Origin of the sequence: Vagococcus hydrophili, assembly GCF_011304195.1 — a bacterium.
Taxonomy (GTDB): Bacteria; Bacillota; Bacilli; order Lactobacillales; family Vagococcaceae; genus Vagococcus; species Vagococcus hydrophili.
This window is the reverse complement of the sequence record NZ_CP049887.1, coordinates 2,779,232-2,800,582: the sequence shown is the minus strand read 5'-3', so window position 1 is coordinate 2,800,582 and position 21,351 is coordinate 2,779,232. Positions and strand designations below refer to the sequence as shown.

Genomic DNA, 21,351 nt, shown 5'->3' with positions numbered 1-21,351 from the left:
AAGCTAATTGAATCTTAAAAAAATGTCAGCGGACGAGTGGTTACAGCAAGTAAAGGAAGAAAAATATCCTGGAAAATTGAAAGTCTTCTTTGGCTATGCAGCAGGAGTCGGTAAAACCTATGCGATGCTTGAGGAAGCTCATGATCAAGTGAAGTTAGGAAGAGATGTGGCTGTGGGATACGTGGAACCACATACTAGGCCAGAAACAACCGCTTTGTTAGATGGATTAACTCTTTTACCTAAAAAAATGTATGATTATAAAGGGATTCAATTAGAAGATTTTGATTTGGATGGCGCATTATTGTGCCATCCTGATTTGATTTTAGTGGATGAACTAGCACATACCAATCCAGAAACAGCACGCAATAAGAAGAGGTATCAAGATATTGAAGAACTTCTAAAAGCCGGAATAGATGTTTATACAACCGTCAATGTTCAGCATATTGAAAGTTTAAATGATGTCGTAGAAGAGATGACTGGAGTAGAGGTCAAAGAAACGGTGCCAGATGTTTTTTTCTCAGAAAGCTCACTAAAAGTTATTGATATTGCGGCAGAAGATTTATTAGAACGTTTAAGGCTAGGTAAAATTTATCAAAAAGCTAACACAGACCGAGCCTTGCAAAATTTTTTTATTCCTGAAAAATTGAATTTACTTAGAGGTTTGGCGATTCAAAAGGCAGCCGATCATATTACAATTAATGAAAATAAAGATTCATCTAAATTAATGGGGATAGATGGTAAATTTTTATCCTTGATTTTAGGAGATGAGGTTGCTTTAACGAAAAGAACCTTGAGATGGACAGCTCGATTGTCCCAACTTTTAAGAGTTCAGTGGTTTGCACTAAATATTAAAACAGAAGATAGTGAAGATGATCATCCTGAGCTTGTAAAATTAGCTGAAAAACTCGGAGCTGAAGTAATAACCATTGAAAGTTATGATTTAGTTGAAACCATCGTTTCTTTTATTAAGTTACAAGGAATTACTGATTTGGTATTAGGTAAAAATGTTACCCTCCCTTGGTGGAAGAAGGTATTTCGAACACCAATTGAAGATAAATTATTTGATGAATTAAATCAAACAGAGATTCATTTACTTCCTTATGATGAGAAAGAACTAAAACCTAAAAATAATTGGCTTGTGATGAGTAAAAAATTATTTGGTAAATTTCGTTTTAGAGACTTAACAACGACCTTTTTACTACTAGTTGTGACAACCTTGATTTCATTAACCCTCTTTGGAAGTGGATTTGGGGATCAAAATATTATTATTTTATATTTATTAATGGTTATTTCTGTTTCAAGAGTAACTAAAGGTTATTTATGGAGTACCTTATCATCTATCTTTAGCGTTATTTTGTTTAACTGGTTTTTTGTGTATCCGTATCATTCTCTCACGGTGTTAAAAGAAGGTTATCCTTTTACTTTAGTTTTTATGCTGGTAGTTGGATTGATTGTAAGTAACATCATGGTCAGAATGAAAGCCAGTGCTATTTCATCAGCAAGAAAAGAGCAACAAATTCAAATGTTGTATGATTTAAACAGGCGCTACTTACTAACCAATCACTTACAAGAGGTTCTTCAAATTACAGCAACTTACCTTTCTGATAATTTAAATCGAGATATCTTTATTTATTATCAAGAATTTGATGAGACTGTAAAAAGTTTAGCAACACCTAAAAAGCAACCAGTTCTGCTAGAAAATAAAGAAGAAACAGCGATTGCTCATTGGAGTTTTATTAATCAAAAAGAAGCGGGTAAAGGAACAGATACTTTAGCAGGTGCTAAAGGACGCTATTTTCCAGTTATTTTAAAAGGGGAGACAGTAGCAGTGATTGGTGTCGGGGTATCTGCTGAAAATGAGCTACTGTCGGAAGAAAATCTTTCTTTTATTCGACTAGTGGTAGTCCAAATGGCAATTGCGATTGAACAGAAATTATTGCAACAAGAAAAAGAAACCATTCATATTGAAAAAGAAAAAGAAAAAACAAAAGGCAATTTGTTAAGAGCTGTTTCTCATGATTTAAGAACGCCTTTAACAGGGATTTCTGGTTCTATTGAGATGATTTTAAATGACAAAGAAAAAGCAAAACTCACAGAAATAGATAAAGAAAATCTGCTTTTAGGTGTTAAGAAAGATTCAGAGTGGCTCCTTCGCATGATTGAAAACTTACTGTCTATCACACGAATCGATACTCAAAAGATGGAAGTTACAACAAGTGAGGAAGTGTTAGATGATGTTTTGTCTGCCGCTATTCAGCGACTTAAAAAATATTATCCAACTGTTGAACTTGAAGTGACCTTGCCTGAGGCGTTAATTTTGGTTCAAGTGGACCCAATCTTAATGGAACAAGTTGTCTTTAATTTACTAGAGAATAGTGTGCGGTACCGAGAAAAAGATTCCAAAATTTATTTAACTGTGGAAGAAGGAAAGCACAAAGTAAAACTTCATGTGTTGAATTATGGTGAGACTAAAGATGTAGCTTATCTCAACAAGTTGTTTGAAGATAATGATGAAGAAAACGTGGTCGATTCTAAAAAAGGACTAGGCATCGGCTTATCCATTGTCAAAACCATAGTAAGTGCTCATGGTGGGAAAATCTATGCTAAATTATTAAATGAACAATTAATCGATGTGACAGTTGAGATTAAAGGGAGAAGGGAGGCATGATTTATGCAAATTTTATTAGTTGAAGATGATCAAAGTATTGTTAATTTTTTGCTGCCCTTGCTTAAAGGTGAAGGATATGAGGTCCTTCATGCTGAATCTGTTAGTCAAGCGGAGATGTACTTAAGAACTCATCCGATTGAGTTAATTTTATTGGATTTAGGATTACCAGATAAAGATGGGATGTTGTTCTTGAAAGAATTTAGAGAAGAAAGTCCTATTCCAATTATTGTGATATCTGCAAGGTCTGATGAACAATCAAAAGTTCAAGCCCTAGATTTAGATGCAGATGATTACTTAACCAAACCTTTTGGGAGTAATGAGCTCCTTGCTCGAATTAGAACTGCTAATCGTCATTTTAAAAAGAACGCCTTAGAAATGGAAACGGTGGTTTTAATAAATGGTAAATTGGCGCTTGATATAGAAAAACATCAAGTGAAACTAGAAGAAGAGCTGATTCATTTAACTAAAAACGAATATCTACTGCTAAAAATTATGATGGAAAATATGGGAAAAGTTTTAACTCATGATTTTCTAACAAAAGCAGTTTGGGGATTAGGAAGTATGAGTAGCTTAACGTTACGAGTGAATATGTCGAACCTACGCAAAAAAATAGAAAAGAACCCCGTTGAACCAATTTTTATTCAAACAGAAATTGGTGTGGGATATCGAATGAATGAATTGACTGAGTAAGAGGAGGACGTAATTGTTCTCTTCTTTTTATTTAATTAACGTTACTTGTGAAAAGATATTCATAAGTGGTTTTTTATTAAAAATTAATGATATAATAATAACAAAATAGAAAGATTAGAAGGTGATGTTTGTTGGGTGAGTTGAGAAAAAACATAAAAAAACCAATAAATATTCTGTTTATGTTGGTGAATATTTTTCTAATGTTGGGGCTTTTTATTTTTGTTCATGTGGATCAATTTGAAACCTTTCAAGAGCAAAATAGAAAAGAAAGTGCCAGAGTTCAAGGTGCTCTTTCTTTTTATGAAAGCCTAGACGCAGTAGAAGGAAGTACAGCCTATCAGAATATTTTGTTACAAAAATCGGAATTAGCCAAGCAATTAAATGGAATTTTATTTGATAAACCTAAAAACTATATTGAGGCTAGTTTAGAATTAACCAAACATCAAGAGGTTTTAAGAAGTGATCCTAATTTTACAGATGAATTAGCTTTGCTTCAGCCAAAAGAAGAAATAATTCAAAAAAATCAACTGTACTTTACTTATTTACGGGAACATCCTAAAGAAATTATTTTAAAACCAGAAACAGTGAGCACTTTAATATTATTGTTTTTATCAATTTTAGGATTTATTTGGTTTCCCATGTGTTCCTTTGTGAGTGCGAATATTTTAGAGGATGAGTTTGAACATCCCTCTCTAACAAAAGGGCAACCTAATACTTTTAGTCAACGCTTAGTTAAAAAAGTTTTAGCGATTTATTTATTGTTGTTTAGTAGTATTCTTCTAGCAATTATTTTAGGAGCTGTGTTAGCTTTTTTTATAGGAAATCCAACCAATGATTTAATGTTTGGCAATGTGATTCAAGTGATTCATTTTAGAATTCTACAAAATTGGCAAGTGATTGTTGCCTATTTACTGTATCTAAGCATTGTATTTTTATTTACATTATCATTATCAGCTTGTTTAAATTTACTAACAAAAAATTTTTATTTGACCCTGATGATTGAAAATACATTTTTCGGCGTGTCATTGTTATTAACGAATCAAGTGAAGGATTTTCCGATGTACTTAGGAAGTTATTTGATTCCAACACAACTTTTTGATGGGGCATATCTTGGAGGTCGTTACAGTGCTTTGTATAATCCGGTTGTTGGTTTAGCTTATCTGTTAGTGATGTCTACTGTGTTATTATGGGGCACCTCTTTGCTGTATCAGAACAAAAGTGGACAAAGGGGGCGTGCTTAATGAAGGGATATTTTAAACATGAGTGGCGTGAATTTATAACAAGTCATAAAAACATTGGTATTTATTTGCTAGTTTTATTTATTTCATTTTTCTATTGGTTCCAAATTGAAAATAATTTTGAGTATTTAGAAAAAATAGTCCCTGAAAAAATAGAAGCAAGTTACACAACGAAAGATAAATTTTTAAAAACCGTGAATCGTGAAGGAGCTACCCATCCAGACACACAAAGTGCGATTGATGCATTTCCACCAATTGTTGAAAGTGAAGCACAACAATTAGCTTTGTTAGAGGAGAAAAATTATTCGGAGTTTGCCAAAGTTAGAAGTGATTGGTACATGATTAGTGTGGATAAGTGGAATCCTTTATATTACAAAGATGGTAATCCTGACGCGGCTCAAGAAGCTTATTACGCAACTTCAGCCATGCATTACAAATTATCAGACTACGCTAAGTTAGATTCATCCGTTACTTTAAACGAAATCAATGAAAAAACAGCGATTCAATCCTTTAGGCGGTTAATGGATTATCTACTACCTTTAATTATGGTCCTTGTAGCGGCATTCTTTTCGATGGATATTGTGACGAAAGACAGAAAACATAAATCTGTCACTAAAAATTTTCCAATATCTGGCGCGACTCAGCTTTTAACCAAAATGTCTATCGTCCTTATAGGAACCTTTTTAAGTTTAATTCCTTTATTGATTGGCTTCATTGGTATGGGAATCTTCGGCGAATTTGGTAGGCTAGATTTACCTACAGTCATCAGCTCGTTTCAAGGTGATTTAGCAGTACTAGGAGATGTCATTTTTAAAACAGTTCCAATGTGGCAAATGATGCTGCAATTTCTTTTATTACTATTCTTACTTGTGTTATTAATCAGTTTAATTAGTTTATTTTTAGGTATTTGGATAAACAACAGTTACTTTATACTGCTGATTCTGTTATGTTTACCATTTACAGAATTACTATATAATCGTGCGGGGTATGGAGATATTCATAGCATTACTTATTTACCATCAAGTTATATTAGGTTGGGAGAAATCGTGTCAGGACATCGAGGCTTTTTCTTCTCAGATACTCAGTTAAGTTATGAAAGTGGACTGCTTGTGCTGAGTGTAAGTTGCTTAGTAATGTTGATTTTAGTAGGTATCTCAAGTCGAATGAAAAAATCAATTGTTTAAAAGAGGAGGTAAAACATGATTGAATTAAAGAATATTTCAGTGAATTTTGGAAAGCTTCAAGTGTTAGATGATATCAGTTTCTTATTTAAAGCAGGTGAAGTGGTGGGATTAGTTGCGCCAAATGGAACAGGTAAAAGCACCATGCTCAATGTGATGATGAATTATCTGAAACCTCAAACAGGTGAAGTGATTGTAAATGGCTCAAAAACCTACAAAAAGGACAGTAAAAAGAATGAACTTTATCAAGTGATTTCTATGATGCCAGATCAAAATGATTTGTATGGTCATTTATCAGGATACGATCATTTAAAACTCTATCAAGAATTATGGCAAATCACGCGGCTTTCAGTAGAAGATATTGTTAGTGAACTTGAGATGAGCCATTATGTTAAAAAGAAAGTATCCAGCTATTCACTAGGAATGAAGCAACGATTATGCTTTGCTCTTCAAATTATGAGTGATACCTCAATTATGTTAATGGATGAAGTCATGAACGGGCTAGATCCTAAAAATGTTGAGTTGATTTCTCAAGTGATTGTTCGTAAAAAAAATGAGGGGAAGACAATCATCATTGCCTCCCACTTACTAGAAAATTTAGAAAAATACTCAGACCGAATTTATTTTCTTGAAAATGGCAAAATGAATCTCTACTTAGATAAAGAAATTGGTTACGGAGATAAGTCAATTTACATAAAAATTCCTTATTTAGAAGAAAATGTAATGAATAAACTTAGTGAAACTTATCCAATCATTCATTTATCAACAAATGACTCACTCCTTCGTTTAGAGGATAAAACTCTGTTAGAACAAGCAACAAATGAACTGATAGCTAATGGTATCATCCAGTTTTCAGTGGGGAATCTCAGCTTGGCAGATGCTTATAAATTGAAATTTTGAGGTGAAGTATGTACGAAATAAAAAATAATTATCAAGATATTGTTGATGTTTCTAATTTATATCAAGAGTTAGGTTGGAACCGGGTTAATTTATCTGAGGTAGAACTTGAGAAGATGTGTTAAGGCAGTTGGTACAGTTTATATTATTATGATGGAGAAAAGTTAATTGGAACAGGAAGAATTATCTCTGACGGTGTGATTACAGGATTGATTTGTGGAGTAGGAGTGTTACCAGCATATCAACGTAAAGGAATTGGGAAAGATATCATCGAAAATTTAGTGACTCATTGTAAAAATCAGCGAGTGTTCCCTCAACTGATGTGTGAAGATCATTTAATTGATTTTTATGAAAATCTTGGATTTAAGCCTTTTACAACTGGAATGACTTATCCAATAGAGAGAAATAAATAAAAATTTAACCTGTAAAGAAAAAACACTTTACAACCTCAAAAAAAACTGTTATGATACTTCTTGTGATTAAGAAATATATATCTGGAGGTGCCAATCAATGGCAGTTAAAATTCGTTTAAAACGTATGGGTTCTAAAAAGAAACCTTTTTATCGTATGGTAGTAGCAGATTCTCGTTCTCCTCGTGACGGACGTTACATCGAAGTTGTAGGAACTTACAATCCATTAGTTAACCCTGCACAAGTTACAGTTAAAGAAGAAGAAATCTTAGGATGGTTATCTAAAGGTGCTCAACCTTCTGATACAGTACGTAACCTTTTATCTCGTGAAGGAATTATGCAAAAACATCACGAAGCTAAATACACTAAAAAATAAGGTGGGAATTTGAATGACTGATGTTAAAGATTTGGTATTAACCATTGTCCGTCCGTTAGTTAGTCAGCCTGAAAGTGTCCATTTAGAAGTTGCTGAAGGTGACCAATATATGGAGTACAACCTAACCGTTGCCCCTGAGGATATTGGACGTATCATTGGTAAACAAGGACGAGTGGCTAAAGCTATTCGAACAATCGTTTATAGTGTACGAACAAATGAACCTAAAAAGGTTCGCTTAAATATTTTAGATGGTAGCATGAAAGCTTAGTCAATTTTGACTAAGCTTTTTTTATTAAATCACTAAGGTAATGATTTACGCCCGCAGTTTTTTAATTTAAAATAGAGGTATAAAATAGAAATTAGGTGAATTGGATGAAAAAAAGATTAGTTTTACTAAGCACACTTTTTATAGCGCTTACTCTAAGTGCATGTTCAAAAAAAGAAGAATTAAAAACAAATGAAACGAAAGAAACAGTGGAGACGACTCAAAAGGAAATGAAGATAGGTAGTGCGACATTTAAAGGTAAATTATCAGAAACACCGATTATTGATGAAGATACGATTATTATGAGTTTTGAAAAAGTAACAGCGATTAAAGATGAAGAAAAATTAGCAGATATGATGAATGCTAATGGTGTTGTTCTTTTAGCAGATATGAACATCTTCGATAAAGACATGAAACCAGAAGACTTTGAAGTGGGTTCTGAGATTGAATTTGAACTTGAAACACCAACTGCGATGACTTATTCAATTCCACCACAAGTAGCAGGGAATTCTATTAAGAGAATTAGTTTAGTGAAGTAAAAAAAGAAAGAGAAACTGAATGAAATATTTTCAGTTTCTCTTTCTTTATATAGATGTATCCTTCAATTGCTCAGAGCTAAACGCCTTTTTCATCACGTTATTTAAGTGCTAGTCCCGTTAATGAATTGGGTTCGTTAAGGATTTGTTTTGGTATGCCAGAATAAATTAACTCACCGCCGTGTCGTCCTGCTTCGGGACCGATATCAATTAACCAATCAGAGAGTTTCATCATATCAGTGTTATGCTCAATGATAATCACTGTATTACCAAGATCGACTAACCGATTAAAGATAGCCACTAATTTTTCAATATCTGATTTATGAAGACCAGTAGTTGGTTCATCTAAAATATAAATAGCTCCTGTTTTATCTAGTTGTGTGGCTAATTTAATCCGTTGTAATTCACCACCAGATAAAGTGGATAATGGCTGACCTAAGGAGATATAGCCGAGCCCAACTTCCATTAAGGTAAGAAGTTTTTTATGGAAAGAAAAACCTTCAAAGAAATCAATACTTTCTTCAACGGTCATAGAAAGTATATCAGTAATCTTTTTCTGTCTAAATTCAAAAGATAAACTTTCTTCATTATACCTTTGACCTCCACAACTTTCACAAATAACGGTGACCGGATCCATGAATGCCATATCCATTTTTATTTCTCCTGTTCCCTTACATTTAGGACAAGCACCTTTTGAATTAAAACTAAATAAGCTTTTATTAACTTTATTTTCTTTGGCAAACAAGTCTCTAATATCATCAAAAATACCAGTGTAGGTAGTAATCGTTGCCCGGGAACTCCGACCAATCGGTTTTTGATTCACCACGATGGCTTCTGGATAATGTGCTAGAAACTCTCCAGCAATTAGTGAACTTTTTCCAGAACCAGCGACACCAGTGACTGCGGTTAAAATTCCTTTCGGGATAGCCACATCTATTCCTTTCAAGTTGTGAGTTGAGGCATTTTTGATAGGGAAGAACTCTGTTGGTATTCTGGTTTGTTCCTTAAAGGTTATTTCTTGATTTAAAGCACGACCTGTTAATGTGTCACCATCTAAAAGCTCCTGATACGTTCCAGTAAACGTCACTTCGCCACCATGTCTGCCGGCAAAAGGTCCCATGTCGATAATATGATCGGCAATTTTAATCACATCTGGATCATGTTCCACAACTAAAACTGTATTACCCATGTCTCTCAAACTAAGAAGCATCTCGTTTAAACGATGAACGTCACGAGGATGAAGACCAATACTAGGTTCATCAAAAACATAAGTCATATCTGTTAAACTACTACCTAAGTATCGAATCATCTTAAGGCGTTGTCCTTCACCACCAGAAAGACTAGGCGTTGCTCTATCCAAGGAAAGATACCCTAAACCAATATGAACAATTCGTTCAATGGGTTCAATAATTGAAGGAATAATATCAATATTTTTCATCTCTCTTAAGGTGGGAACCAACTCAGAAAGCTCCATACTCGATAAATCTGTAATGGAAAGATCATTTATTTTAGCAGAACGAGCTAAATCATTTAAGCGAGTCCCATCACAGTGAGTACAGGGTGAGGAAGAGGTGATCGATTCAACCGCTTCTTTTACTGATTTGTTACTAGAATTTAAGTCCTTCTTTATAAATAATCGCTCTAATCGTGGGATTAAAGCTTCATACTTAACTTTACCAGTGTCTGAAACAACCACATGTTCTTCAATGTCTTTATTTCCATATAATAGATAGTTCATTTCTTCTTCTGAATAATCCTTTAATTTCTTATTTTTATCAATATAACTAGAGTTGAGATAAATATTAAATTGCCAAGAACTATTGGTTAGAGGTGTGAATTGAATCCCACCGTCTGCTAAATTTTTTTCTTTATTAAGTAGTCGGTCGTAATTAATTGTTGTCGTAGTTCCCAGCCCTTGGCAAGTAGAACACATACCAGTAGGGTCATTAAAAGAAAATGCATTTGATAAACCGATGCTAGGGCTTGCGTAACGAGAATATAAAAGTCGTAACATCGGATGAATATCAGTCATTGTTCCAACGGTTGATCTAGAATTACCTTGAATCGGCTTTTGGTCAACAATGATTGTTGTGGTTAAATTTTGAACGGATTCAAATTCAGGTTTTTCATGATGAGGTAACTTGTTTCTGATATAGGCACTAAATGAGCTGTAAAGTTGACGATTAGCCTCAGTTGCTAATGTTTCAAAAACAAGAGAAGATTTCCCGGATCCAGAAACACCAGTAAAAACGGTTAGTTGGTGCTTAGGGATGCGTAAAGAAATGTTTTTCAAGTTATTTTGTCGAGCGTTTACTACAATAATGTCTTGATTCATGAAAGTACCTCCATTTTTTTAAAGTACATTATTATACTATAAAAAAATGGGAACGTCTATTCTCTTTCTTAAAAGTTGAAATACGTAAAACCGAACAATGGATAAAAACATGCTAGTTATAGTTCGAAAATAATTGATTTTCCGAAAAAAATTAAGTATGATGTAGTCAATAAAAGTTAAGGGAGATTGATTATGTCAAATAATTATTTAGTATTACAAACAGATTTTGGATTAGTAGATGGGGCTGTGAGTGCCATGTACGGCGTTGCTTACACTGTAAGTCCAACTATTTCAATAGAAAATTTAACACATGATATCCCACCTTACGATATTTGGGTGGCGTCGTATCGTCTATACCAAACTGTAAAATATTGGCCAGTAGGAACTGTGTTTGTATCCGTAGTTGACCCTGGTGTTGGGAGTGAGCGTCAAAGTGTAGTAGCCAAAACAAAATCAGGTCATTATATTATTACACCAGATAATGGTTCATTAACTCATATTTCTCACTACGATGGACTTGAAGAAGTTCGCTTGATTGATGAAGTGAAATCACGTTTACCACACTCAGAAGAAAGCCACACCTTCCATGGTCGAGATATTTATGCTTATAATGGCGCGCGCATGGCTTCTGGTGAAGTAACCTTTGAAGAATTAGGCAGTGTAACAGATGTTGATAACATTCAAAAACTTGAGATTACAGATTCCACATTAGATGGTACAATCATGAAGGGAAGTATTGATGTTTTAGACGTTCGATTTGGCTCACTTTGGACAAGTATTCCATCAACATTCATGAAAGAAATTGATATCGAACATGGCAACTCACTACAAGTGACGATTTATCATGACAATAAAAAAGTGTATCAAAATATTATGAAGTTTGCGAAGTCCTTTGCAGATGTTAATGTGGGAGAACCTCTTGTTTACGTTAATTCACTGGTTAATTTAGGTGTGGCGGTCAATCAAGATTCTTTCTCTGACCTATATAACATTGGTACAGGCGATGAGTGGAAAATTGAAATACGTAAAGCACCGAAAATTATTTTTGATTAAAAGGGGAATGTTACAATGAAAAAGGATTTATCAGTTAAAGATATCGTGGCGATTGGGATCGGCGCAGCAGTTTTTGTTATATTATTTAGATTTATTGCTATCCCATCAGGTATGCCGAATACGGAATTACAAGTAGCGTATGGATTTTTAGCGCTAATGGGAGCATTATTTGGACCAATACCAGCCGCTTTAATTGGTTTTATAGGTCACACAATTAAAGACTTTACAACTTACGGAACGCCTTGGTGGTCATGGATCATCTGTTCAGGTTTAATCGGCGCGATATTTGGATTTATTGGGAAAAGATTCAAATTAGAAGAAGGAATTTTTACTAAAAAAGATATGATTTATTTTAATATAGGGCAAATTTTAGCGAATGCCTTCGTTTGGGGATTGGTTGCACCAACATTAGATGTTATAATCTATGCAGAACCAGCAAGCAAAGTATACACACAAGGCGTGATTGGTTTAATCAGTAATTCAATCTCAGCAGGTGTGGTGGGGACATTATTAATGATCGCCTATGCTTCATCAAGAACCAAAAAAGGAACACTCTCAAAAGATTAAATAAAGTAGTGAAAAAGACGGTTAGCCCCAAGCGGCTGGAGGAACCAAAAAATAATTCGCTTTTTGGATTAATTTTTGGTTGTGAAGCCGTCGCAGGGGTTGTCTTTTGAACTCGGATTAACAAAAGTAGTGAAAAAGGCGTTTGGCTCTGAAAATAGAGTGTCTTTAATTTCTTATTTATAAAAATAAAAAGAGGCTGACAGCTGAGTCAGCCTTTTTCGTTAAAGGAGTCAGAGTATGGTAAATGAAGTTATTTCATTTAAAGAGGCATCATTTCAATATCACAGCCAAGCTTCACCTACGCTAAAAGGAATCAATTTAAAGGTGAATCAAGGTGAAAAATTACTCGTCATTGGCTCTAGTGGTAGCGGAAAATCAACATTTGGTAATTGTTTAAACGGGCTAATTCCCAATATTTATAAAGGTGAACTGACAGGTGAGGTTTACATTAATGGTCATAATATCAAAGAAACAGATTTATTTGAGCTGTCTTTTCAAGTAGGTACGGTACTTCAAGATACAGATAGCCAGTTTATCGGTTTAACAGTCGGAGAAGATATCGCTTTTTCACTTGAAAATGACAATGTAGCAACAAAAGAGATGCATCAACAAGTGGAAAAATGGTTAAAAGAAGTGGATTTAGTAAACTATGAATCCCACAAACCACAAGACTTATCTGGTGGTCAAAAACAAAGAGTTTCTATGGCAGGCGTTTTAGTGGACGATTCACCTATTTTACTGTTTGATGAGCCTTTAGCTAATTTAGATCCACAAGCAGGTCTTGAAGCCATGGAATTAATTGAAAAAATTCATCAAAAAACCAATGCGACGATCGTTATTATTGAGCATCGTTTAGAAGATGTTTTACATATTCCAATGGATAGGGTTATCCTTTTTGATGAGGGGGAAATCATAGTAGATACAACACCGGATAGCTTACTTAGAGGCGATTTGTTAGAAAAATACGGCATTCGTGAACCTCTTTATTTAACAGCTATGAAATATGCTAAGGTGCCTTTAGAAAAAATCGAAAAAGTCGACCAACTTTCTAGTTTAAATGCTGAAATAATAAAACCTTTAGTGGATCAATGGTCTTTAGAACACGATGAGAGTATGAAAGAAACGAATAATCTCGATCTACTTAACTTAAATCAAATCAACTACGAATATGTTAATAGCAACAAAAAAGTGTTAAATGATATTAGTGTTTCGTTTAAAAAAGGTGAGATGATTAGTCTTGTTGGTAAAAATGGGGCAGGAAAATCAACCTTAGCAAAGGCTATTTGTGGGTTTGTTAAGAGTTCTGGTCAAATGACTTGGCAGAATGACAACATGGAAAACTTATCAATCAAAGAACGTGCTGACCGTATTGGTTATGTGATGCAAAATCCGAATCAAATGATTTCTAAAAAAATGATTCGTGAAGAAGTTGCTCTAGGATTAGAATTACGAGGATTACCAGAAGAGGTGATTCAAGAAAAAGTGGAAGCGGTACTTAAAACTTGCGGCTTGTATCCTTTTAGAAACTGGCCGATTTCAGCTTTAAGTTATGGGCAAAAGAAACGGGTGACGATTGCTTCTATTTTAGTGTTGGAACCTGAGATGTTGATTTTAGATGAGCCTACTGCAGGACAAGATTATCGTCATTACACCGAAATTATGAATTTCCTAGAAAAGATTAATCAAACGGGAATGACTGTGGTAATGATTACTCATGACATGCACTTGATGATTGAGTACACGAAGAGATGTTTAGTTTTAACAGATGGGAAAATTGTCGCAGATACATCACCAGTTGATGTCTTAACGAACGGAACCTTAGTAAAATCAGCCAATCTAAAAGAAACAAACCTCTTTACTTTTGCTAAAAAAATCGGTATCGAAGAACCAGTATCATTTGTTAATAAATTCATTACCTACGATAGGGAGGTTAGAAATAAGTGAGAGAACACCAAATGCTTGGGTATATCCCAGGAAATAGCTTTATGCACCGAGTAAATGGGACGACGAAACTGGTTGCCTTGATTTTGATATCGGTGGCTTGTATGACAACTTACGATACACGTTTTTTACTATTTACAAGTGTACTGTCTATATTACTTTTTAAAATTTCACATATTAAATGGTCAGATGTATCCTTTGTGGTTAAGTTTATTGCCGTTTTTTCAGTTCTTAATTTACTAGCAGTTTACTTATTCTCACCTCAGTATGGCACAGTACTTTATGACAGTAAAACAGTCATTTGGGAAGGGTTTGGGAGATTTAATTTAACACAGGAGCAATTGTTTTATGAATTTAATTTAGTCTTGAAATACCTTAGTACGATTCCTTTTGTTTTAATCTTTTTACTAACAACCAATCCAAGTGAGTTTGCCTCAAGCTTGAACAAAATTGGGATTAGTTATAAAGTTTGTTACTCAGTGTCATTAGCGATTCGCTATATTCCAGACATACAAGTAACCTATTTTGATATTTCTTCAGCTCAACAAGCACGTGGCTATGAAATTAGTAAAAAAGCTTCTTTGCTTAAAAGAGTAAAGGGCGCAATGACTATTGTTTTCCCTTTAATTCTTTCAAGTTTAGAGCGAATCGAAGTTATTAGTACTGCCATGGAATTACGTCGTTTTGGTAATCATAAAAAAAGAACATGGTATTCAGAGAAAAAGTTTGAGAAAGTTGATTTTCTGATTATGCTTTTTTCAGTCTTAATTATGGGAGTAAGTTTCACCTTAATTTACTTAAATCAAGGGCGTTTTTATAATCCTTTTAGCTAAGCATGTTTTTTAATGACACTTACTAGTATTCAGTGATACAATGTATGAGACATTTTAGATGAAGAGGGGTTACACAAGTGACAGAATATTTAAACGTGGGTAAGATTGTTAACACACAAGGCATTAAAGGAGAAGTTCGAGTGATTTCAAAAACGGATTTTTCAAAAGAACGCTATAAAAAAGGAAAAGAACTATTTTTATTCCAAGAAAATAAAAAACCAATTACTTTAACTGTAAGAAGTCATCGTAAACATAAGAACTTTGACATTATTAGTTTTGAGGATCACCCAAATATTAATGATGTAGAAAAATATCGTGATGGTATCTTAAAAGTTGATAAAGAAGATTTAGGTAAATTAGAAGCGAATGCCTATTATTATCACCAAATTGTTGGCTTAGAAGTGTTTGATGAAAACAACGAACTTTTAGGAACAATTAAAGAAATTCTTTCACCTGGAGCTAATGACGTGTGGGTAATCGGTCAAAATAAAAAAGGTGAAAAAGATATCTTGATTCCTTACATTGAATCAGTGGTAACTTTAGTTGACGTGGCAAATGGTCGTGTGGAAGTCGAAATTCCAGAAGGATTGATTGATTAATGATGAGAATAGATGTATTAACGTTATTTCCAAGAATGTTTGAAGGGCCTTTAACGGAATCAATCTTAGGAAAAGCAATCGATAAAAATTTATTAGATGTGCATGTCAGCAACTTCCGTGATTTTTCAACAAATAAACATCAACAAGTGGACGATTATCCATATGGTGGCGGAGCTGGAATGCTGTTAAAAGTTCAACCGATTCATGATGGGATTAAATCCATTCAAGAAGAAGCGGGACATAAAAAGCAACGTATCATCTTGCTTGATCCAGCAGGGAAGCCTTTTAACCAAAAATTAGCCGAAGAATTTGCTGAAGAAGAGCATTTAGTTTTTGTTTGTGGTCACTACGAAGGTTATGACGAGCGTATTCGCAGCCTAGTGACAGATGAGGTTTCTTTAGGAGATTATGTCTTAACAGGTGGCGAATTAGGTGCCATGACGATGATTGATGCAACAGTTCGTTTGTTACCAGAAGTTTTAGGGAACGATGAATCAGCTAAAGGAGACTCTCATTCAACAGGGCTTTTAGAGCATCCGCAATACACACGTCCAGCTGACTATGAAGGAATGGAAGTTCCTCACGTGTTAACTAACGGAAACCATAAGTTAATTGAAGAATGGCAATTAAAAGAATCATTAAGAAGAACTCTTTTAAGACGTCCGGATATGTTAGAAAGTTTAGAGATAACACCAGAGATGGAAAAACTTTTAGCAGAAGTCAAAAAAGAAGAGAACTTGTAAAGAAAAAGTGCTTTACACCTCTACTCGATTATGTTAAGATAATTCAGTGAGTGTCAAAGCTCAACATATTACGACATTCCGCTATGTAAGAATACATATGAGTGTTTTGGAAATAAGGAGAATATCGAAAAATGAATCCATTAATCGAAGCAATTACTCAAGAACAATTACGTTCTGACATCCCAGCATTCAGACCTGGTGATACTGTGCGTGTACACGCTAAAGTTGTAGAGGGTACTCGTGAGCGTATCCAATTATTTGAAGGTGTTGTAATCAAACGCCGTGGAGCTGGAGTTAGCGAAACTTATACAGTTCGTAAAATTTCAAACGGTGTTGGTGTTGAACGTACGTTTCCATTACACACACCACGTGTTGCACAAATCGAAGTTGTACGCTACGGTAAAGTACGTCGTGCTAAACTTTATTACTTACGTGCATTACACGGTAAAAAAGCTAGAATTAAAGAAATCCGTCGTTAATAATTCGTTATTAATAGGTGAAGCACTCTATGAAAATAGGGTGCTTTTTTATTTTGTGTAGTTATTTAATATGCATTACTATTTGAAATAAAAGTTGTGTAAATAGTTAAAAGGGGCAGAAAAGGGACAAGCTTTACATTTTTTCTATATCCACTTTTAATTTATCCCTTACATCTTTAGTGATATGTAAATATATTTTTTCTGTGATATCACTACTCTCATGACCAACTCTATCTTGAATTGCATAAAGAGGAACTCCTAACTCAGCTAATTTAGATACGTGGGTATGTCTAAAAATATGACTACTTAATTTTTTATCGCTTGTCATTTTAGGTTCAACGTATGAACGTAAAAAAGAATTGATTGCTGATATTTGAATCGGAGTTCCGTTATTCGTACAAAAAATAAATTCATTATCTAATTCTTTGTTGAGATCATATATTTTTTGTAGGATAGAAATTGATTTAGAAAACAGATCAACGTTTCCCAATCCGGCGCTTTTTTTTTTAATCTAAATTAGTTTATTCGCTTATTTTTACGTGATATTCTAATATTTAATTTAATGAAGCAAAATTACGATCTGACTTTTTATCTACTCAGAATAGGAATTGTGTACTTTTAGGTTGATAAAAAGTATAATTAGTATATAGAATTAAGGGAGGGTGTTACTTAAATGAAGAAAGAGGATTTACAAATTATTGTTCCAGATTATAAACTTGTTGCTATACTTGGAACTGGTGGTAATGGTACGGTTTGGCTTACTGAAAAAGATAATGAAAAATATGCAATAAAGTTTTTAAAATCAGAAGACAAAAACTCAAAAAGAAGATTTAAAAGGGAGGTTGAATTTCTTAATACTAATAAATCTGATAAAATTCTGAAAATTTTTGATTCTAACATATCCACAGAGTCTCCAAACTATCACATTACTGAGTACTATCCAAAAACCTTTAGAAATGTAGTTGACCAAATAACTGATTGGAAAGTGATTTATAATTATTTAATAAAATTAGTAGACGCAGTAAGTTATTTACACACACTAAATATTGCGCATCGTGATATTAAACCAGAAAATATATTGATAGATGAAGAAAGACTTGTTTTGGCAGATTTCGGTTTAATCGATTGTGAAGATTCTACATTGACTAAACAAGGTGATAGAATGGCTAATGCGTACTATGCATCACCAGAACAATTAAAAGTAAAAGGTGCGCTTGAAACAACAACAGCTGTTGATATCTACTCATTAGGGATGATCATAAATGAGTCTTTCACTAAAAAAAGACCAGATGGTTTAAATTTTGAAAAAATTCAAGAAGTTTATCCATTTTTATATCAACTAGATGAATTAGTTGAAAAAATGATGATATATGATCCTATCAATCGTATATCTATACCAGAAGTTTCGTACAATTTAGTTAAAATAATGGATGATATATTGTGCTCATTTGAAGAAATTATTAGCGTATTATCACTTGCTCCACTCTGTAACAAAACGGATATTATTTGTAAACAGTTATATTTCTCGAATTACTTATTTAAAAATAAAAGCTCTGATGAAATATCTACAAACTATGAGCTAAACTGGATGCCTTATATAAGTTACTCGCTCAAAGAATCAATATTAAATTATGTTAATTTAAAAATAGTTTATGATGAGTGTAAACGTACTTTTGATTACGAAAGTGTTTATTCAGAAGATGTTGAGTACATACCCTTAGATTTACAAAATAATGATGAACACATAAAATTACACATGGAATTTATTTCTTTGTTCTCAAAATATTCAAATGAGTCAAATCAATCTCTTTACAATCAAGCCTTGAAATATTTTGATTCTTGTGTCGATTACCATGCAAAAGAAAAAATTGATGAACATAGCAGTATTTTTAAACAAATTGATGATGCAAGAGATAATTTGATGGATGCGCCAATTATTTGGATTATAAATTATCTTAAAATATTCAATGAAGAAATTTGGAAAATAAAAACTGAAAATATATGGGATATAATTACATTAACTAATTCTAATCGTGAAAATGAACTTGGTAATATGCCATTAAAAAATCAAACCTTTCAAAGAATCTTTGAAGAAGATGATATGTTTATTTTAAATTGGCTAGTAGAACACTATGCAATCTATTATGAGACTATTAAATTATCTTTAAATAAACGAGTTTATAATATTGTATTTAGTTTGGAGGGAGCTGATAATTTTATAACTTTTTTAACTGGTGAAAATAACTCTGGTATATTACAGACTGATCTTAAAGAAATAAAAAATAATATTCGTTTTTTAAGCTACGGTGATTATGCATATGTAATAATAAACTCTTTTGACTTATCACAAATAAAAAAGTATTTAGGTATGTAATTATATTATCTATGTCCAATTCTTATCAAAAAAATATTTATACAATACGTTCATATAGGGTGAAATATCTTTTTGATTGTATTAAATTTCCATTTTATCATAGTTTTGAAAACAAACTGATGAACAATTTAACTAAATAATGGACTACAATTTATCGAATTGATACATTAATTGAGTAGCATAATTGCTACTCTTTTTTATGTTTAATTGCTACACTAGTTTTCATTAGCTCTTATTCTGATACTCTAAAATAACTACAACATAATTGAAAAATTATTTGGAGCATTCTAAAAAAGTTAATATGAAATCAAAAATAGATAAAAGTTTTAAAAGTAAAAAGACACTTAAAAATTATGCTTAGCGGTGTGTGTTCAAAAAATGTTTCTGAATTTTTTTAAGTGAGTAGGGGGACAAATGTATGTTTAAAAATAGTCTTATGTATTTTAACGAAAAAACAAAAGTTGATGAAGTTAAATTATTGCTTCAAACGTATGATCAACTAGATAAAGAAAAAGATAAAAACGAAATTTATGGGTTAGAAGGTAAATTAATAACTATTATGAAGGAAAGAATCTATTCGAGATATTTAAGAGTAGCTAAGGAATGTCTGAAACTTAGAAATGATAACTTTGGTTTTATGCTTATGAGTGTAAACTGTATTTTGATAGAATTGTTTTATCAATTAGAAAATGGAATTGATAAAACAAATGATCATGTATCTAATAATAAAATTGAGGATGCATTTAAAGTGGTGATTCCGAAATTAAACAGTGATTTTAATAAAAAAACAGGATTGTCATTTTATAAAGATGTAAGATGCAAATTAATACATCAGGCACAAACTAATAAGAATGTTGCATTATCCAACGAAACACCAACAATGATTTATCCGTATAAAGCTGGAGGATATACAGTTTATAATCCTGAATTATTTTTTTACCAAATAGAAAAAATATATAAGGAATTATTTGATGAGGCATTGAATCAAAATAATAAACTATTGAAGTGCAATATAATTGAGAAAGTAAGGAACATTGCTTTTAAGGGGTAAATTAAAAAATCAGCTAATATTTCAACTATACCCATCAATCATAGTCATTCTCCTTATTTTAGTGTAAAATAGGAAAGGTATATCCCATTTTTATGGTCGAAGGAGGAAATAATAATATGAGTATTGCAGTTTTAGGTGGAGCAGGTTATATCGGCTCTCATGCTGTGCAAGCATTAATCAATAAAGGTGAAGAAGTCGTTGTCATTGATAACTTACTGACAGGACATAAGGAAGCGGTTCATAAAAGCGCTAAATTCTATGAAGGTGATATCAGAGATAAAGAATTTATGCTATCTGTTTTCAAAAATGAACAGGTCACTGCTGTTGTACATTTTGCTGCAAGTTCATTAGTTGGGGAGTCAGTCGTTGATCCCTTAAAATATTTCAACAACAATGTCTACGGGACACAAATAACTTTAGAAGTTATGAAAGAGTTAGGTGTTAAAAAAATTATCTTCTCTTCAACAGCGGCTACTTACGGTGAAGCAACTGAGGTGCCAATTTACGAAACAACACCAACTAACCCTAAAAACCCATACGGTGAAAGTAAACTAATGATGGAAAAAATGATGCACTGGTGTGATGGTGCATATGGCATTAAATTTGTAGCTTTAAGATACTTTAACGTTGCAGGTGCAAGTTTAGATGGCTCAATCGGTGAAGATCATAACCCAGAAACTCACTTAGTACCAATTATCTTACAAACAGCTTTAGGACAAAGAGAAAGTATTGCCATTTTTGGTGATGATTATGATACTGTTGACGGGACATGTGTCCGTGATTACGTTCATGTGGTAGATTTAGGTGAAGCCCACGTTTTAGCTTTAGATTACTTAAACCAAGGCAACGAAAGTAATATCTTTAACTTAGGCAGTAATGAAGGTTTCTCTGTCAAACAAATGGTAGAAGAAGCACGCAAAATTACGGGCAAAGAAATTCCAGCCGTGATGTCTGAACGTCGCGCAGGAGACCCAGCTATCTTAGTAGCCTCACCTGAAAAAGCTAAAAAAGTTTTAGGTTGGGAACCTAAGTATACAAACGTAACAACGATTTTGGAAACAGCATGGAAATGGCATGTTGAAAACCCAACAGGATATTAATTTTGAGGAGATTTA

General features: G+C 33.2%; 20 protein-coding genes and 1 pseudogene. 19 read left to right on the top strand and 2 right to left on the bottom strand.

What is annotated here, in order from left to right; genetic code table 11:
* Positions 1-7: 7 nt before the first annotated feature.
* From G7082_RS13775 to G7082_RS13735, 9 genes and pseudogenes are all read left to right on the top strand, one after another.
* The gene (locus tag G7082_RS13775) at positions 8-2,668 is read left to right on the top strand and encodes a sensor histidine kinase (RefSeq protein WP_166035777.1); all 2,661 of its coding nucleotides are present in this window, start codon (positions 8-10) and stop codon (positions 2,666-2,668) included.
* A gap of 3 nt (positions 2,669-2,671) precedes the next feature.
* Positions 2,672-3,358 (top strand): response regulator transcription factor, encoded by a 687-nt coding sequence (locus G7082_RS13770; RefSeq protein WP_166035776.1) that lies wholly within the window; start codon positions 2,672-2,674, stop codon positions 3,356-3,358.
* A 200-nt stretch (positions 3,359-3,558) separates the two neighbouring features.
* The gene (locus tag G7082_RS13765; protein WP_166035775.1) at positions 3,559-4,599 is read left to right on the top strand and encodes a hypothetical protein; all 1,041 of its coding nucleotides are present in this window, start codon (positions 3,559-3,561) and stop codon (positions 4,597-4,599) included.
* Positions 4,599-5,780 carry a hypothetical protein gene (locus tag G7082_RS13760; protein ID WP_166035774.1) on the top strand — a complete coding sequence of 394 codons (1,182 nt, stop codon included), beginning with the start codon at positions 4,599-4,601 and terminating at the stop codon, positions 5,778-5,780. The genes G7082_RS13765 and G7082_RS13760 overlap by 1 nt, the downstream gene beginning before the upstream one ends.
* A 15-nt stretch (positions 5,781-5,795) precedes the next feature.
* Complete coding sequence (locus G7082_RS13755) at positions 5,796-6,677, top strand: ABC transporter ATP-binding protein (protein ID WP_166035773.1); 882 nt, start codon at positions 5,796-5,798, stop codon at positions 6,675-6,677.
* Positions 6,678-6,826: 149 nt separating this feature from the next.
* A pseudogene (locus G7082_RS14955) lies at positions 6,827-7,087 on the top strand (GNAT family N-acetyltransferase); the annotation flags it as partial.
* A 97-nt stretch (positions 7,088-7,184) separates the two neighbouring features.
* A complete protein-coding gene (gene rpsP, locus G7082_RS13745) occupies positions 7,185-7,460 on the top strand; it encodes a 30S ribosomal protein S16 (protein ID WP_166035772.1) in 276 nt (91 codons plus the stop codon).
* Positions 7,461-7,473: 13 nt separating this feature from the next.
* On the top strand, positions 7,474-7,728 hold the full coding sequence (locus tag G7082_RS13740; RefSeq protein ID WP_166035771.1) for a KH domain-containing protein: 255 nt from the start codon (positions 7,474-7,476) through the stop codon (positions 7,726-7,728).
* A gap of 104 nt (positions 7,729-7,832) precedes the next feature.
* Positions 7,833-8,264 (top strand): hypothetical protein, encoded by a 432-nt coding sequence (locus G7082_RS13735; RefSeq protein WP_166035770.1) that lies wholly within the window; start codon positions 7,833-7,835, stop codon positions 8,262-8,264.
* Between the two features lie 97 nt (positions 8,265-8,361).
* Here G7082_RS13735 and G7082_RS13730 read toward each other — a convergent pair whose 3' ends face one another.
* Complete coding sequence (locus G7082_RS13730) at positions 8,362-10,596, bottom strand: ATP-binding cassette domain-containing protein (RefSeq protein ID WP_166035769.1); 2,235 nt, start codon at positions 10,594-10,596, stop codon at positions 8,362-8,364.
* 189 nt (positions 10,597-10,785) lie between these two features.
* On the opposite strand from G7082_RS13730, the gene G7082_RS13725 reads away from it, so the two are divergent.
* The 7 genes from G7082_RS13725 (at position 10,786) to rplS (ending at position 16,811) form a co-directional block, all read left to right on the top strand.
* On the top strand, positions 10,786-11,649 hold the full coding sequence (locus tag G7082_RS13725) for an SAM hydrolase/SAM-dependent halogenase family protein (RefSeq protein WP_420825038.1): 864 nt from the start codon (positions 10,786-10,788) through the stop codon (positions 11,647-11,649).
* A gap of 15 nt (positions 11,650-11,664) precedes the next feature.
* Complete coding sequence (locus tag G7082_RS13720; protein ID WP_166035767.1) at positions 11,665-12,216, top strand: ECF-type riboflavin transporter substrate-binding protein; 552 nt, start codon at positions 11,665-11,667, stop codon at positions 12,214-12,216.
* Positions 12,217-12,453: 237 nt separating this feature from the next.
* A complete protein-coding gene (locus G7082_RS13715) occupies positions 12,454-14,160 on the top strand; it encodes an ABC transporter ATP-binding protein (RefSeq protein WP_166035766.1) in 1,707 nt (568 codons plus the stop codon).
* Positions 14,157-14,990 carry an energy-coupling factor transporter transmembrane component T family protein gene (locus tag G7082_RS13710; protein ID WP_202983113.1) on the top strand — a complete coding sequence of 278 codons (834 nt, stop codon included), beginning with the start codon at positions 14,157-14,159 and terminating at the stop codon, positions 14,988-14,990. Before G7082_RS13715 ends, G7082_RS13710 begins: the two co-directional genes overlap by 4 nt.
* A gap of 77 nt (positions 14,991-15,067) precedes the next feature.
* Positions 15,068-15,589 carry a ribosome maturation factor RimM gene (gene rimM / locus G7082_RS13705; RefSeq protein WP_166035765.1) on the top strand — a complete coding sequence of 174 codons (522 nt, stop codon included), beginning with the start codon at positions 15,068-15,070 and terminating at the stop codon, positions 15,587-15,589.
* Between the two features lie 2 nt (positions 15,590-15,591).
* The gene (gene trmD, locus G7082_RS13700) at positions 15,592-16,332 is read left to right on the top strand and encodes a tRNA (guanosine(37)-N1)-methyltransferase TrmD (RefSeq protein ID WP_166036105.1); all 741 of its coding nucleotides are present in this window, start codon (positions 15,592-15,594) and stop codon (positions 16,330-16,332) included.
* Positions 16,333-16,463: 131 nt separating this feature from the next.
* Positions 16,464-16,811 carry a 50S ribosomal protein L19 gene (rplS, locus tag G7082_RS13695; protein WP_166035764.1) on the top strand — a complete coding sequence of 116 codons (348 nt, stop codon included), beginning with the start codon at positions 16,464-16,466 and terminating at the stop codon, positions 16,809-16,811.
* Between the two features lie 133 nt (positions 16,812-16,944).
* Here rplS and G7082_RS13690 read toward each other — a convergent pair whose 3' ends face one another.
* Positions 16,945-17,301, bottom strand: a complete 357-nt coding sequence (locus G7082_RS13690) for a tyrosine-type recombinase/integrase (protein WP_166035763.1) — start codon at positions 17,299-17,301, stop codon at positions 16,945-16,947.
* A 183-nt stretch (positions 17,302-17,484) separates the two neighbouring features.
* Between G7082_RS13690 and G7082_RS13685 the strand changes: the two genes are divergently transcribed.
* The 3 genes from G7082_RS13685 to galE all read left to right on the top strand — a co-directional run bounded on the left by G7082_RS13685 (position 17,485) and on the right by galE (position 21,336).
* On the top strand, positions 17,485-19,185 hold the full coding sequence (locus G7082_RS13685; RefSeq protein WP_166035762.1) for a serine/threonine-protein kinase: 1,701 nt from the start codon (positions 17,485-17,487) through the stop codon (positions 19,183-19,185).
* Between the two features lie 418 nt (positions 19,186-19,603).
* The gene (locus tag G7082_RS13680) at positions 19,604-20,236 is read left to right on the top strand and encodes a hypothetical protein (protein WP_166035761.1); all 633 of its coding nucleotides are present in this window, start codon (positions 19,604-19,606) and stop codon (positions 20,234-20,236) included.
* A gap of 116 nt (positions 20,237-20,352) precedes the next feature.
* Positions 20,353-21,336 carry a UDP-glucose 4-epimerase GalE gene (gene galE, locus G7082_RS13675; protein ID WP_166035760.1) on the top strand — a complete coding sequence of 328 codons (984 nt, stop codon included), beginning with the start codon at positions 20,353-20,355 and terminating at the stop codon, positions 21,334-21,336.
* Positions 21,337-21,351 lie beyond the last annotated feature (15 nt).

Coding starts and splice junctions, on each gene's coding strand:
- G7082_RS13770 (WP_166035776.1), top strand. CDS start 2,672: ATGCAAATTTTATTAGTTGAAGATGATCAAAGTATTGTTAATTTTTTG.
- G7082_RS13765 (WP_166035775.1), top strand. CDS start 3,559: ATGTTGGGGCTTTTTATTTTTGTTCATGTGGATCAATTTGAAACCTTT.
- G7082_RS13760 (WP_166035774.1), top strand. CDS start 4,599: ATGAAGGGATATTTTAAACATGAGTGGCGTGAATTTATAACAAGTCAT.
- G7082_RS13755 (WP_166035773.1), top strand. CDS start 5,796: ATGATTGAATTAAAGAATATTTCAGTGAATTTTGGAAAGCTTCAAGTG.
- rpsP (WP_166035772.1), top strand. CDS start 7,185: ATGGCAGTTAAAATTCGTTTAAAACGTATGGGTTCTAAAAAGAAACCT.
- G7082_RS13740 (WP_166035771.1), top strand. CDS start 7,474: ATGACTGATGTTAAAGATTTGGTATTAACCATTGTCCGTCCGTTAGTT.
- G7082_RS13735 (WP_166035770.1), top strand. CDS start 7,833: ATGAAAAAAAGATTAGTTTTACTAAGCACACTTTTTATAGCGCTTACT.
- G7082_RS13730 (WP_166035769.1), bottom strand. CDS start 10,596: ATGAATCAAGACATTATTGTAGTAAACGCTCGACAAAATAACTTGAAA.
- G7082_RS13720 (WP_166035767.1), top strand. CDS start 11,665: ATGAAAAAGGATTTATCAGTTAAAGATATCGTGGCGATTGGGATCGGC.
- G7082_RS13715 (WP_166035766.1), top strand. CDS start 12,454: ATGGTAAATGAAGTTATTTCATTTAAAGAGGCATCATTTCAATATCAC.
- trmD (WP_166036105.1), top strand. CDS start 15,592: ATGAGAATAGATGTATTAACGTTATTTCCAAGAATGTTTGAAGGGCCT.
- rplS (WP_166035764.1), top strand. CDS start 16,464: ATGAATCCATTAATCGAAGCAATTACTCAAGAACAATTACGTTCTGAC.
- G7082_RS13685 (WP_166035762.1), top strand. CDS start 17,485: ATGAAGAAAGAGGATTTACAAATTATTGTTCCAGATTATAAACTTGTT.
- G7082_RS13680 (WP_166035761.1), top strand. CDS start 19,604: ATGTTTAAAAATAGTCTTATGTATTTTAACGAAAAAACAAAAGTTGAT.
- galE (WP_166035760.1), top strand. CDS start 20,353: ATGAGTATTGCAGTTTTAGGTGGAGCAGGTTATATCGGCTCTCATGCT.